The organism is Paenarthrobacter sp. AB444 (genome assembly GCF_028736865.1).
Lineage (GTDB): Bacteria > Actinomycetota > Actinomycetes > Actinomycetales > Micrococcaceae > Arthrobacter > Arthrobacter nicotinovorans_B.
The window spans coordinates 53,818-67,806 of the sequence record NZ_JAQZBY010000017.1; the positions used below are offsets into that span (position 1 = coordinate 53,818).

General features: G+C 64.9%; 12 protein-coding genes. 9 read left to right on the forward strand and 3 right to left on the reverse strand.

The features are described from left to right. Window positions 1-79: 79 nt before the first annotated feature. Window positions 80-964: an aldolase gene (locus tag PQ627_RS18150; RefSeq protein WP_262277355.1), complete on the reverse strand. Its 885-nt coding sequence runs from the start codon at window positions 962-964 to the stop codon at window positions 80-82. Between the two features lie 16 nt (window positions 965-980). Beyond that, the gene (locus tag PQ627_RS18155) at window positions 981-1,880 is read right to left on the reverse strand and encodes a carbohydrate kinase family protein (RefSeq protein ID WP_262277356.1); all 900 of its coding nucleotides are present in this window, start codon (window positions 1,878-1,880) and stop codon (window positions 981-983) included. Between the two features lie 133 nt (window positions 1,881-2,013). On the opposite strand from PQ627_RS18155, the gene PQ627_RS18160 reads away from it, so the two are divergent. From PQ627_RS18160 to PQ627_RS18175, 4 genes are all read left to right on the forward strand, one after another. Then, window positions 2,014-3,156, forward strand: a complete 1,143-nt coding sequence (locus PQ627_RS18160; RefSeq protein WP_274262785.1) for a Gfo/Idh/MocA family protein — start codon at window positions 2,014-2,016, stop codon at window positions 3,154-3,156. A 74-nt stretch (window positions 3,157-3,230) separates the two neighbouring features. Beyond that, window positions 3,231-4,013 carry a DeoR/GlpR family DNA-binding transcription regulator gene (locus PQ627_RS18165; RefSeq protein ID WP_262277358.1) on the forward strand — a complete coding sequence of 261 codons (783 nt, stop codon included), beginning with the start codon at window positions 3,231-3,233 and terminating at the stop codon, window positions 4,011-4,013. A gap of 253 nt (window positions 4,014-4,266) precedes the next feature. Then, a complete protein-coding gene (locus tag PQ627_RS18170; RefSeq protein ID WP_274262786.1) occupies window positions 4,267-5,508 on the forward strand; it encodes an AGE family epimerase/isomerase in 1,242 nt (413 codons plus the stop codon). 261 nt (window positions 5,509-5,769) lie between these two features. Then, on the forward strand, window positions 5,770-6,723 hold the full coding sequence (locus PQ627_RS18175; protein ID WP_274262787.1) for an Lrp/AsnC family transcriptional regulator: 954 nt from the start codon (window positions 5,770-5,772) through the stop codon (window positions 6,721-6,723). Here PQ627_RS18175 and PQ627_RS18180 read toward each other — a convergent pair. Continuing rightward, window positions 6,704-8,152 (reverse strand): amidase family protein, encoded by a 1,449-nt coding sequence (locus PQ627_RS18180; protein ID WP_274262788.1) that lies wholly within the window; start codon window positions 8,150-8,152, stop codon window positions 6,704-6,706. The two genes, PQ627_RS18175 and PQ627_RS18180, sit on opposite strands and share 20 nt — an antisense overlap. 275 nt (window positions 8,153-8,427) lie before the next feature. Between PQ627_RS18180 and PQ627_RS18185 the strand changes: the two genes are divergently transcribed. Genes PQ627_RS18185 through PQ627_RS18205 form a run of 5 tightly spaced genes read left to right on the forward strand, consistent with a single transcriptional unit; the run spans window position 8,428 to window position 13,978 of the window. After that, window positions 8,428-9,204 carry a DUF5058 family protein gene (locus PQ627_RS18185; protein WP_274262789.1) on the forward strand — a complete coding sequence of 259 codons (777 nt, stop codon included), beginning with the start codon at window positions 8,428-8,430 and terminating at the stop codon, window positions 9,202-9,204. A gap of 33 nt (window positions 9,205-9,237) precedes the next feature. Beyond that, window positions 9,238-9,966: a hypothetical protein gene (locus tag PQ627_RS18190; protein ID WP_144661614.1), complete on the forward strand. Its 729-nt coding sequence runs from the start codon at window positions 9,238-9,240 to the stop codon at window positions 9,964-9,966. 48 nt (window positions 9,967-10,014) lie between these two features. Next, window positions 10,015-11,241 (forward strand): amidohydrolase, encoded by a 1,227-nt coding sequence (locus PQ627_RS18195; protein ID WP_274262790.1) that lies wholly within the window; start codon window positions 10,015-10,017, stop codon window positions 11,239-11,241. 17 nt (window positions 11,242-11,258) lie between these two features. After that, window positions 11,259-12,485 carry a CaiB/BaiF CoA transferase family protein gene (locus PQ627_RS18200; protein WP_274262791.1) on the forward strand — a complete coding sequence of 409 codons (1,227 nt, stop codon included), beginning with the start codon at window positions 11,259-11,261 and terminating at the stop codon, window positions 12,483-12,485. After that, a complete protein-coding gene (locus PQ627_RS18205; protein ID WP_274262792.1) occupies window positions 12,482-13,978 on the forward strand; it encodes a carboxyl transferase domain-containing protein in 1,497 nt (498 codons plus the stop codon). Before PQ627_RS18200 ends, PQ627_RS18205 begins: the two co-directional genes overlap by 4 nt. Window positions 13,979-13,989 lie beyond the last annotated feature (11 nt).

Genomic DNA, 13,989 nt, shown 5'->3' on the forward strand with positions numbered 1-13,989 from the left:
TCTCCTCATTGAGTGTTGCTGTGCCTGGTTGGAATGGGGCGTTGTTTGGAATGGGGCGCTTTCACGGCCGCTGGAAGGATCAGGCGGTGGTGCGTTGTGCCGCCACCACCTCGTCCACTACGGCGCAGAGCCGCTGCAGCCGACGGACAGCATCCGTGGACAGGGACGCCTCTACGTCGGTGGAGCCGATGCAGGACGCCCAAACGGCCCGTCCGGACAGGAACCCGCTGGCCCCTTCCAGGCACGCCCACCGCACGGCGTCGGGGAAGACGTCCTCCGGGACTCCGGACGAAAGGACCACCCATGGGCCGTCGATGGCTTTGGTCAGTTCGGCGCACGCTGCCCGGACCTCTGCTTCGGGGGCCTGGCCCTTGAACGGGACCTCGGCCTTGTAAAGGTCGGCCCCCAGGCCGCCGAGTTCCTTGGCTGCGGCCAGGATGCCGGCATTCCAATCGAAGTCGCCACCGGCCAGGGGCTTACGGGAGACGGGTTCGATGATGCTGATGAGCCCGGCGGACTTGCAGCTCTCTACGAACTCGCGGACCATTGCCACGCGGCCTTCGGCGGGCTCGTCCGGACGGTAGAGCACCAGAAGCTTAAGGGCCTTCGCGCCCAGCGCTGCGTACTTGGCGGGATCCACGAGCTTGTCGATGGTCACTTCGCCCACCAGCTCGTCGTGGGCAGATTCAAAGTGGTCTGCGGAGGCGATGAGCCCGCAGCCGGGCGCGACGACGTTCGCTTCAATGGCCTGGTCCAGTGCGAACTGGCGGTCGATGAGAACGCCGGATGCATACGGAGTGAGGATCCGGGCGGCCGCGAGCTTGAAGTCACGGAGGTCCTCGTCGGTGACGGGCTGGGCGGTGTGCTCGGCGAACATGTTCCGCATGGCTTCGCGCTGATCGACTGCGAGCATCGCGAACGCACCTGAAGGCCGCTGGAGGGGAGAAAGGTCGGTGGTGGTCATGGGCTGCTTCTTTCAGCTAGGCAGTGGGATTGATGGTCAAAACGGGGGTGATGGCCTGCCGGGGAATCATGGAGCGTCCGTCCAGACCTGCGCACGAAGCCGTGGCTGTGCGGCCGGCGAAGGCTGCTGCCTCCGCCAGGGGGAGTCCGGCTGCGACGGCGGCCAGGATAGCGCCGTGGTAGACATCGCCGGCACCAAGCGTCGATACGATCTCTGCCGCTGTTGCCGGTACGTGGAAGGGAACGCCGTCCCGCTCCAGGCCCCAGGCTCCCGCGGAACCTGCCGTGGCCACCACGGCGGAGGCACCGGCGTCGACGGCTTTTTGCACAAGGGCCCCAGGGGACAGGTGGTCACCGTACTCGGCCCGCAAGCGCTCGATCGTGGGAACGTACAGCGCCACACCTTCGGGGCTGAAGGAGGGGATGGGGTTTCCCGCATCCACGCTGATCCGCAGGCCCTGCAGATCGGCAATGGAATTCCATCCCAAGTGGTCCACATGGACCCAGTCCGCACTGCGCACCAGCTCATGGAAACGGCTGCCTGCGGGAAAGCGGACGGGAGGCACGGGCCGGGTGACGATCGCCCGGCTTTCGGTCGACCTGCTGACCACGATCACGCTGGCGCCCGTCTTCACCGCGGGGTTGCGGATGACGGCCGAGGTGTCCACGCCTTCCGCTTCGAGGCCGCTGATGATCCGGTCGCCTTCCTCGTCTTCACCTACGACGCCGGCAAAGGCCGCCTTTGCTCCGGCACGGGCTGCCGCGACTGCCGCCGTGGCGGCCGGGCCACCGCCTGCAGTGGCAAAATCTGCGGCTACGGTGCGGCTGTCGGCACCGGGATACTCCTGCACCAGGGCGATGGAGTCCAAAGTGGCACACCCGACGAAGAGAAGGGTTCCGGATGACGGTTGGGGCACGATCCACCTCGTTGTAGTTGGGCTGGTTTGAAAAAATATACACACGCTATGTGTGAAAAACAACACATTCTGTATAGTGATGTTTGGGATGCAACGTCGATCCCCCACTCAACGCAGAGAAACGGAGCAGCTCATGGCATTGCCCTCTGAGGAAACAGCCCAGACCATTCGCTACGGCCTCATCGGCGCCGGCCACATGGCCCGCGAACATGTGCGAAACCTTGCTTTGATCCCAGGAAGCCGCATCACAGCGGTCTCCGATCCCACGCCCTCCTCCCTCGAGGAGACCTCTCGCGAAATTGGCTATGAGGTGAAGACGTTCTCCTCGCACCAGGACCTGCTGGCATCGGGGCTGGTGGACGCCCTCGTGATCGCGAGCCCGAACGATACACATTTGGGAATCCTGAAGGACATCTTCGCCAGCGGCACCAACCTGCCGGTCCTGGTGGAGAAGCCGGTGTGCACCAGTGCGGAGCAGGCCGACGAACTGGAAGTGCTGGCCGGTTCGTACCCCGCCCCCGTATGGGTTGCCATGGAGTACCGCTACATGCCGCCGGTGCAGGAAATCATCCAGGCCGCGCATGGTGGCGAGCTCGGAAACATCCACATGCTCTCGATCGTCGAACACCGCTTCCCGTTCCTGCACAAGGTGGACGCCTGGAACCGGTTCGCCGAGCGCACCGGCGGCACCCTGGTGGAAAAGTGCTGCCACTTCTTCGACCTGATGCGCCTGATCCTGCAGGACGAGCCCACCCGCGTCTACGCCAGTGGCGGGCACGACGTCAACCACCTGGACGAGTCCTACGACGGACGCACACCGGACATGGTGGACAACGCCTATGTGATCGTCGATTTCAAGGGCGGCCGCCGGGCCATGCTCGAACTGTCCATGTTCGCCGAGGGATCCAAGTTCCAGGAGCGCATCTCGATCGTGGGGGACGCAGCCAAGATCGAGACCCTCATCCCGGTGGCTGCGAACCACTGGATCGAAGGCGACGAAACCGAAGCAACCGTCGAGTTCAGTCCGCGCTCGCCGCTGGGTCCGGAAAAGCATGACGTTCCAGTGGACGAGGCAGTCCTTGCCGCAGGGGCGCACCACGGTTCCACCTACTACGAGCACTTGGGCTACCGAAAGGCCATACTGGGTGAGGGGCCTGTGGATGTGACAGTGGCGGATGGCCTTCAATCAGTCAGGATGGGCCTTGCAGCCGAGCAGTCCATTGTGGAAGGACGCGCCATTGAACTCCAGGCGCCGATGGTTGGCGCCCGGAGATAAGTAGGATTGTGTTGGAATTGCAACACAATGCGACACCTTAGGTCGTCCAGGGGCATGACAGGAAAGGGGAAGCCATGAGCATCGCACGGGAAGAGGCGCCGCTGACGCCGCGTCAGCGCACCATTCTGGACGAGCTCGGCCGGCGGGGGTTCCTTTCCACGGCGGACCTGGCCGGGACTTTCGACGTCTCGGACATGACAGTCCGCCGCGACACCCGGGCGCTGTCCAAGCTGGGACTGGTCAAGGTGGTCCATGGTGGGGTCAGTGCGGTTGAGGGACATGGACAAAACGCTGACTTCGCGGCACGTGCCCGTGAGGATGCCGATGCGAAGCAGCGGGTTGCCAAGGCCTGCGTGGATATGGTGGCCGAACGTGACGCCATCATCCTTGATGCAGGAACCACGACGTACCAGATCGCCCAGGAACTGCCGGCGTCCTTCATGGGCACGATCATCACCCATTCGGCGCCAGCCATTCAGCGGTGCCTGCAACTGACGTCCGCACGGACCATTTGCCTGGGCGGCGAACTCTTGCTGGACAGCCAGGCGTTCAACGGTCCCATGACAGTCAGTGCCGCCCAGGGCCTGCGCGCCAAGACCGCCTTCATTGGAGTCAGCGGGATCCACGATGAAGCGTTCTACATTGAACGTGATGTTGAACGGGCCACGAAGCTCGCCCTCATGGCATCGGCCGAGCAGGTGGTAGTGGTCGCTACGCACCAGAAAATGCTGCGGTATGCGCTGGCCAAACTGGCGGTGTTTGATGCGGTCGATGTTCTGGTGACGGACGCGCCGCCGCCGCGGGAGATTGAGGCCGCGTTGAAGGCTGCCGATGTGAAACTCATCGTGGCGGCCTGACCGCATTACGCGGTCCTGCCTGCCTGCCGGAGCGGCTCGTTCCTGACCCGCCCTGGCGATTGACCGGCGTCGGGCATCCTTACGTCCGGATTGACGACGGCGGAACCCGCCGCTGCACGGCGCGTCGTCAACCTTGGCGCAGCCTTGAAATCTAAATGTCTGAATTCAAACTCTCTTTGGTGGAATTTCACCAAAAGGAGTTAAGATCGCAACAGGCCCCTTTGGCGGCCCCATAATCATTGAGGAGAAGCACATGACGTGGCTGAACAGCGCCGCTCACGCACGTTGGCTCGAAGCAGAAACGGACCGGCTCATCAACTTCGCGGCCGGTTCAAAGGTCGCCACAGGATTCGGTTGGCTCGACAACTACGGCAAGGTGGACCCGGGCAAGCCGACCCACCTGTGGATCACTGCGCGAATGGTCCACAGTTTCGCGGTGGCAGCGTTGATGGGACGGCCCGGTGCGGCATCCATGGTGGACCACGGCATAGCCGCGCTTAACGGAGTTTTCCGTGACACTGAGCATGGCGGCTGGTACGCCGAGGTGGACCAGAACGGGCCCGTGAACGACGCAAAGTCCGGGTACCAGCATTCGTTCGTACTTCTTGCAGCGGCCAGCGCCGTCGCGGCCCGCCGGCCGGGCGCGCAGGAGTTGCTCGAGGAAGCCTTGCACATAGCCGACTCCAAATTCTGGGACCACGAAGCCAACATGTGCTTTGACTCCTGGAACCGCGACTTCACGGAAACCGAGGCCTACCGTGGCGGCAACGCCAGCATGCACTCCGTGGAGGCTTACCTCATTGTTGCTGACGTGACCGGCGACAACCGCTGGATCGAACGCGCACTCCACATCGCCGAAGTGCTTATTCATCACTTCGCGCGCAACAACAACTACCGCGTTTTTGAGCACTTCGACTCGGAATGGAATCCGATTCCGGAGTACAACACGGACGACCGCGCAAGCCAGTTCCGTGCTTACGGCGGAACGCCCGGACACTGGGTGGAATGGGCGCGCTTGCTCTTGCACCTCCGGGCCGGCCTCGAGGCCCGGGGCTTGGAGGCGCCGTCCTGGCTGACGGAGGACGCCCGGGGCCTGTTCGACGCCGCCATCCGCGATGCCTGGCAGCCGGATGGCCATCCCGGCTTCGTGTACTCCGTGGACTGGGAGGGGAAGCCCGTTGTCACGTCCCGCATCCGGTGGGTGCCGGTGGAAGCGATCGGCGGTGCAGCGGCGCTGTACATGGCCACTGGAGACCAGAGCTACGCAGACTGGTACGAACGGATCTGGGACCACGCACGCGACTGGTTCATCGACTACGAGCATGGCTCCTGGAAGCAGGAACTGGACGAGCAAGGCAACGTGGCTTCGACTGTGTGGTCGGGCAAGGCAGACGTCTACCACTTGTGGCACTGCCTCGTTGTTCCACGGCTCCCGCTGGCGCCCGGTCTGGCTCCGGCACTTGCGGCCGGGTTGCTCGACTCGCGCCTCCACTGAACTGCTGCGTCAACCCCGAGCACTTGACATCAATGCGGGGAAGGCGGACCGGGGGCGCATTTGACTTGCCCCTGCTACGGGACGGCCTGCGCGGCAGAGCCAGGGTGCCAGAATTTTTCTGGCGCCCTGGCCGTCGTTCGCTGTTGTCGAAGCCGCCGGCCAGTAGACAGCATCCCGTGGGTGACCCGCGCTCCCTTATATTCTGACTGTGGGCCCGTGTTGGAATCCCGGGGCTCCCATCGAAGCGAACGGAGGGCCTTGGTGTTGTTTGACGCGTTGGAGCGGCAGATCGTCGCCGCCCTGCAACTCGATCCGCGCTGCCCGTGGCGCAAGATGGCCGCGGTGCTGGGCGAAGCTGAGCGAACAGTTGCACGCCGAGGATCCCAGTTGCTGGATTCCGGTGCGGTGGCTGTTGTCGGGATTCGACCCAGGCCCGCTGTAGTGCTTGTGCAGATGCGATGCATGCCTGGAACGGTCCGTGCCGCCGCGCAGGCCTTGTCGCAGCGCAATGACACGACCTTCGTCTATACCACCACGGGAACCGGCGACTGCGTGGCCGAGATCCTCACCGAACCGTCCCGTATGGGCACCGTCCTGTCCGATGAGTTGCCGTCCACTATCGGTTTACGTGATTCCACCAGCTATCCCGTCCTTCGGTACTTCCGCACCATCCGAGGTTGGCGGCCTGAGATCCTCACCGCTGACCGGGTAGAGGCATTCCGTTCAGCGCTGACCCCCGATTCGGGCGTCCTGGTTCCGCAGCAGGAGCTCAACCGTCAGGACAACGAGCTCGTCGATGCGCTGTGTGCCGATGGCCGAATGAGTTTTGAAGCGCTGGGGCGCCGGGTTGGTGTTTCCGAGGCTACGGCGCGCCGGCGCAGCGAATGGCTGCTGACCAACAACCAGGTCCACCTGCGGGCGATCGTTGAGCCAGCCGCTTTCGGTCTCGGTGTCGAGGCCCTGCTGTGGATCCGGGCGTCGCCGCACCAGGTCGAGCCGGTGGGCAAGAGCCTCGCGGAGCTCCCCACCGTCCGCTATGCTGCGGCAATTGCCGGCGACTACCAGATCATGGCCGACGTCACTGTGGAGGACATGTCGTCCCTCTATCGCTTCATCACCAATTCGGAATGGGCCCGGAATGCCGCTGGCGTGGACGTTTCCATCCTGCTCGATGCCCGCAAGCGCGGTGGTCGGCTCATGCGCTCACCGTCGTAAGCCGTGCCGGTTCTGCTGTGACAACAGGGGCGACGGCGGCGTACCCCGTCTGCTGCTCGAAGACGCGCCCATAGCGGAGAAGCTGCATATCGGTGTAGTGGTTGCTGGCCAGCTGCAGTCCAATCGGCAGTCCTGCCTTGCTGAAGCCGGCGGGTACGCTGAGCACGGGCAGCCCGGTGGCGGACAGCAGGCAGGCCGAGCGCATCCAGTCCAGGTAGGTTTCGGAGGCAACGCCCGCGATGTCGTCGGGATAACGCAGCGTTGCGTCGAAGGGCAGGACCTGGGCGCAGGGGCTTGCGAAGAGATCGAAGCGGCCGAAGAACTCCTGCACGCTACGTTCCAGGCGGGTCCTGGCAGCCGTGGTTTCGATGAGGTCCCGGGCAGTCAGCGCGAACCCCTTATTGACGTTCCAATGCACTTCCGGCTTGATGACGTCACCGGAACGCTCCAGGATCGGGCCCAGTCCTGCGGCGAAGTCCATGGCCCGGGTGTTGCCGAAAACGAGGTCAGCCTCGCTGAAGTCCGGCGTTGCTTCCTCCACGATCGCACCCAGGTTCTCAAAAACAGTAAGTTGCCGTTCCAGGTGGTCCAGGATTTCGGGTTCCACCGGCACACCGATGCCAAAGTCGCGCGACCAACCGATCCGCACACCCCGCATGTCCGTTTCCAACGAATCGCGGAAAACCTGCGGATGCAGGGCCGCCGGATAGGGTACCCGCGGGTCGCTGCCCGCAGTAACGGACATGAACAAGGCGATGTCCTCGACGCTGCGGGCCATAGGCCCTGTCCTTCCCAACCACGCATAGGCGTTGACGTCGGACGGCATGGGGATCACCGCCGTCGACGGCCGGAAGCCCACCACGTTGCAGAACGAAGCCGGGATCCGGAGCGAGCCGCCCATGTCGCTGCCGTCGCCGATGCTTTGGACGCGGGAGGCGACGACGGCGGCCACCCCGCCGCTGCTGCCGCCGGCGCTCAGCGCGGGGGCGTACGGATTGGTGGTGGTCCCGAAGAGCTCGTTGAACGTGTGCGAGCCGGCGCCGAATTCGGGGACGTTGGACTTGCCGGTGCTGACCACTCCGGCCGACTTGAGCCGCGCAATGATGAGGTCGTCGGCGTCGGGCACGAAGTCACGCAACGCCAGGGAGCCCTGGGTGGTGCGCATGCCCGCTGTGTTGTTCGTGTCCTTATGGGTCATGGGCAGGCCATGCAGGGGAGGCAGTTCGGCCCCGGACGCCGTGCGCTGGTCGGCATTGAGCGCCAGAGCTCGTGCGCCGTCAGCATCCAACGTCACCACCGCGTTGATCACTGGATTCACGTCCGAAATCCGCTGGAGATGGTCATCCAGGGCTTCGCGCGCCGAGATTTCCTTGCTGCGGATCGCGGCGGTGAGTTCGACGGCGGACAGCTCGCCAATGGTGCTGGACATGGTGCTCCTTTGCTGGATATTTACTTGCTGAAAGTGTGCCGGGTCACATCGGACCCCCGGAAGGGTGCGCCGCCCAAGCGGTGCCGTTTGACTGTTTCGGCCAGATGTTTGGCGGATTCCGTCAGCTATTGTGTGTGATCCGGCTCATAGCGGAAGGTGTTGCTAACCCACTGGCCGATCCGGTCGATGGGCTGGTTTCGCCCCCAATGCAACGCGACCGCACAACGTGGTTCGGAAGTGCAGATGCAGCGGGGCTTTCACCCGGAGGTTTCCCCATGCACCAACCCCTGGCATTTCAACCGCTCACAAGCCAACCCCTCGCATCCGGCAGTTCAACTGACATCCTCGCCATCGCGAACAACCCCGTCCTGTGGATCTGCGTGGCAGGCGTGTTCGGCGTCATCATCATCCAGTCCGTCATCTTCATGAAGGCAGCCCGCCGCGCCGCACCGTCTGTGGAGATGAGCAGCCAGGACATCCGGACGTCGTTCCGATCCGGGGCGGTTTCGGCAATCGGTCCTTCTCTTGCTGTCTCCCTCGTAGCCATCGCCCTCCTTGGCCTGTTCGGCGCCCCGGCGGTCCTCTCCAGGATCGGCCTCATCGGCTCGGCAGCTTATGACGTCTCGGCCGCGGGCATCGCAGCCGGCTCCATGGGGGCCAAACTCGGCGACGCAAGCTACACCCAAAGCGTCTTCGCGGTGGCCTTCTTCGCCATGAGCATCGGCGGAGCCATGTGGATGCTGGCCACCCTGATTCTCACTCCAATCCTCCGCAAGGGTGACGCCAAGATCCGTTCGGTGAATCCGGCCGCCATGGCGATTGTCCCGGCAGCCGCATTGATCGGTGCGTTCTCCTGCCTTGGCCTGACCGAACTTCCCAAGTCCGGCATCCACGTCCTTTCCTTCGTGGTCTCTGCCGCCGTCATGGGGCTTTGCCTGCTGCTGGCCAAGCGGCTCGGCAAGAGCTGGTTGCGCGAATGGGGCCTGGGCTTCTCGATCGTCATCGGCCTCGGTGCCGCTTTCCTGGCCGCCGCCCCCGGACTGGCCGCCTGAGAGACCGTCAGGGACACGAAAGGAACAAACATCATGACCTCCACCCTCACCACCTCAGCCACCACGAATGCCATGGCGGACTTCAGCCGGACCACGTCCCGCTGGGGGCAGATCACCATGATCGCCGGACTCCTCATCTCAGTGGCCGGTCCCTTGTACCTGGTCTTCGCCGGTGGCTTGGACATCGCGCCAGCCCAGCTCTGGATCGCCTTTGCCGCAGTCGCTGCAACATTCGGCATCATCTGGATCGTGGAGCCGCTGACCTACTTCCCGATCCTCGGCCCCGCAGCCATGTACCAGGCCTTCATGATCGGCAATATTTCCAACAAGCTCCTGCCCGCGGCGTTGATTGCCCAAACCAACATCGGCGCAAAGCCGGGAAGCAAGCGGGCCGAGCTGGCCGCCGTCGTTGCCATCTGCGGAGCCGCAGTGGTGCACCTGGTTTCGCTCGCCATCTTCGTCGGCCTCCTGGGCAGCTGGCTGATCAGCGTCATTCCGCCGTCGGTGCTGACCGTTACCCGGCTGTATGTCCTGCCCACCGTCCTCGGCGCGGTGTTGGTCCAGGCCATCGTCTCCATGAAGCAGCCCCGCACCACCGTATTCGCGCTGGTGGTGTCCGCCGTCGTCGTCTTCGTGGTACTGCCCCTGGTGCCGTCGCTGGCCATGGTGTCCACCGCGATCGCCGTGCTGGGGACCATCCTGCTGGCGTGGTTCTTCCGCGGAAAGCAGGTTGCGGCCGCGAAGCCCATCCACATCGAGTAGCCGCCACCGCCGCCCACACCGTCAGCACGCAGCAGAAAGAAGAAGACCATGACCCAAACAGCCACTGTCCTCCAGCTCAATACCGAACAGACCACGGCGCTCCACGAGCTGTACCGCAGGCTCCACGCACACCCCGAACTTTCCATGCAGGAGCACGCCACGGCTGGCCTTATCGAGGAACAGCTCGACCGGCTCGGGGTAGACCACTTCCGCTGCGGCGGGACAGGGGTGGTCGGCATCCTGCGCAACGGTGAGGGGCCAGTGGTCGCGTTCCGCGCAGACACGGATGGGCTGCCCATCGAAGAGGCCACCGGCCTGGACTATGCCAGCACGGACACGGGAATGCTGGACGGTTCCGAGGTTCCGGTGATGCATGGCTGCGGCCACGATACCCACGTGGCCAGCCTGCTGGGGGCCACGGAGATCCTTGCCGGAAACCGGGACACGTGGAGCGGAACCTTGGTGTTGATTTTCCAGCCCGGTGAAGAAACGGCCGCCGGGGCGCTCGCCATGCTGGAGGACGGGCTCTGGGACAGGGCTCCTCGCCCGGAGGTGGTGTTCGGGCAGCACGTCATGCCGCGGCCTGTCGGCACAGTATCGATTTCCAGCGGTCCGGTGGCAGCCATGGCCGACTCCCTCCGCGTGACGGTCCACGGACAGCAGTCGCACGGCTCCCAGCCCCAGGATTCCATCGATCCCATCGTCATGGCAGCCCACATGGTCACCCGGCTGCAGACGGTCGTGTCCCGCGAGCTGGATCCCCGGAAGTCCGCCGTCGTCACGATCGGAACCTTCCACGCCGGACTGAAGGAAAACATCATCCCCGCTTCCGCGGAGTTCACCCTCAATATCCGCACCTTCGACGAAGAGGTCCGCGGCCAGGTCCTGGCCGCGGTCCGACGGATCATCGAGGCCGAAGCAGCTGCCTCCGGAGCACCGAGCCCGAAGATCGAGGAGCTGTACCGCTTCCCGCAGTGCTACAACGACCCCGACGCCGTACCTTCCGTTCTGGAGGCACTGCGCGGTGCGTTGGGGGCTGAGTCTGTCGAGGTTACCCCGCCGATGATGGGCAGCGAAGACTTCGGACACCTGGGTACGGCCATCGGCGTCCCGTCCGTGTTCTGGATGTTCGGCGGCACGCCTGCTGCTGTGTTCGACGGTCCGGGACCAGTCCCGGTCAACCATTCGCCCTTCTTCGCCCCCGAGCTGGAAGGTTCCCTGGCCGGGGGAGTCTCTGCCGCCGTCGCTGTCCTCCTGTCCCGCCTGGGCAACTGAGCTGCAAGGAGCCTCCCATGACTTCAGCATTGACCGAACCGGCACCCGCGCTTCAGGACACCGGAGGCCCGCTTTCCGGCAGGCTCGTGGTGGACCTCAGCCGCGCGCTCGCAGGCCCCCACGCTGCCATGATGATGGGTGATCTCGGCGCGAGGGTCATCAAGATCGAAAATCCTGGTACGGGGGATGACACCCGCGGGTGGGGTCCGCCTTTCGTCGGCCCCGAGGACGATCCTCAGGCCACCTACTTCCTCTCCTGCAACCGCAACAAAGAGTCCCTGGCCCTGGACCTCAAGAGCGACGACGGCCGGACAGTCCTGCGCCAACTCCTCGAACGTGCCGATGTGGTGGTGGAGAACTTCCGGCCGGGCGTTCTTGAACGGCTTGGCTTCAGTACCGACGCCATGCATGCCATCAACCCGCGTCTGGTGATCCTGTCCATCACCGGTTTCGGCCATGACGGCCCGGAGTCCCATCGCAGCGGCTACGACCAGATTCTCCAGGGCGAAGCCGGGCTCATGTCGCTCACCGGCTCCGGCCCGGACGACCCGCAGCGCGTCGGGGTTCCCATCGCCGACCTCCTGTCTGGAATGTACGGGGCTTACGGGGTGGTCGCAGCCCTATTGGAACGTGAGCGGACCGGCCAAGGGCAAGTAGTCCGGACGTCCCTCCTGGCTTCGCTCGTGGGGGTCCATGCTTTCCAGGGAACCAAGGTGACGGTCGCGGGGGAGTCGCCCGAAGCCCAGGGCAACCACCACCCGTCCATCGCGCCGTACGGGCTCTTCCGTTGCCGGGGCGGGAGCGTCCAGATCAGCGTCGGCAGCGAGAAGCTGTGGGCGGCCTTCGCCTCCGCCTTTGGCCTCGACCCCGCAGCCGACGGCCTTGCCACCAACGCTGACCGGGTGCGGAACCGCGCATACGTGATCGACGTCGTCGAAAAAGCATTTGCCGGCTACGACCCCGAACCGCTGCTGGTGAAACTTGCCGCCGCGGGAATCCCCGCCGGGAAGGTGCGCTCCTTGAAAGAGGTCTTTGAGTGGCCCCAACTGGCTTCCCAAGGCCTGCTCGTCGACGTTGACCACCCGGTCCTTGGACCTGTCACCCTGCCCGGACCGCCGCTGCGGTTCTTCGACAACGTTTCGGGGGCGGAAGCCACCCGGCGGGCCCATTCTGCACCTCCAGTGCTTAACCAGCACGACGAGGAGATCCGCAGCTGGCTCGAAACAGGGGAGGCTGCCGGATGACTACCACCGCTACCCGGCGGCGCCTCGGCGCGCGCGAACTGCTGGAGATAACGCTCGACGCCGGGACTTTCGTTTCGTGGGATGCTCCCGTTCGCGGGGCGGCCGGCTTCCCCTCCGTCCCTGAAGGGTACGCCGCCGAGCTGGCTGCCGCCGCCGACAAGTCCGGCAGCGACGAGTCGATCCTCACCGGGGAGGGCCGGATACGGAACCATAGGGTCGCCGTCGTGGTTTCCGACTTCGCATTCCTGGCCGGCTCGATCGGACGGGATGCGGCACATCGTCTGGTAGCCGCCGTCGAACGCGCCACCAAACAGGGCTTGCCACTCATCGCCATGCCCGCCTCAGGCGGAACGCGCATGCAGGAAGGTACCAGCGCGTTCCTGGCCATGGTGGAAATTGTTGCTGCGGTCCAGGCTCACCGTGCGGCGGGTCTTCCCTACCTTGTATACCTGCGGCACCCGACCACGGGTGGAGTCATGGCCTCTTGGGGTTCGCTGGGACACGTGACCGTTGCCGAACCGGGAGCCCTGCTCGGGTTCCTGGGACCCCGGGTCTATTCCGCCCTCCACGGCGATGAGTTTCCGGCCGGAGTCCAGACTGCCGAGAACCTCTTCGACCATGGGCTGGTTGATGCTGTGGTGCCTCCCGAGGGGTTGGGCGACTACTTCGGCCGGGTGCTGGACCTGTTGCTTTCCCCGGGAAATGGTCCGGCGGTGGCCCCTCCGGTCCTGGCTCCGTCCGTTGTGCCGCAAGCCTGGGATTCCGTGGTGCGCTCCCGCGACCCACGCCGGCCATCCACGGAGGAGCTGTTGCGGCGGGCGTCCGGGAACACCGTGCTGCTGCGCGGTGCCGGGGACGGAGCCAAGGAACACGGCATGCTGGTGGCCCTTGCCCGCTTTGGTCAGGTCTCCTGTGTGGTGGTGGGGCACGCTTCCGGCCAGTCCATGGGACCGGCATCCCTGCGTGACGCCCGGCGCGGGATGCGGCTGGCGCAGGAACTCGGGCTGCCGCTGGTCACCGTTATCGACACCCCGGGAGCTGCACTCTCCAAGGACGCCGAAGAAGGTGGGCTGGCAGCCGAAATTGCCCGCTCGCTCTACGACCTCCTGGCCTTGGCGACACCCACACTCTCGGTATTGCTGGGGCAAGGAACCGGCGGGGGAGCACTGGCACTCCTTCCCGCAGACCGCACCATCGCCGCCCAGCACGCCTGGCTGGCCCCGCTCCCACCGGAAGGCGCATCGGCGATCGTCCACCGGACCACATCCCAGGCTCCCATGCTCGCCGAAAGCCAAGGCATCACGGCCGCTGTGCTCGCGGACCGGGGAATAGTGGACGTGGTGGTGGAGGAACGGCCCGACGCCGCGAAGGAACCCGGTGACTTCTGCCGCCGGCTCGGTGCGGTGATCGCCGTCGAACTCCAAGGCCTGCTTTTGACGGGTGCTGCCGGACTGCAGGCCCGCCGGGCGAGGTACCGCGCCCTGGTTTCCTGACTACTCCCGTT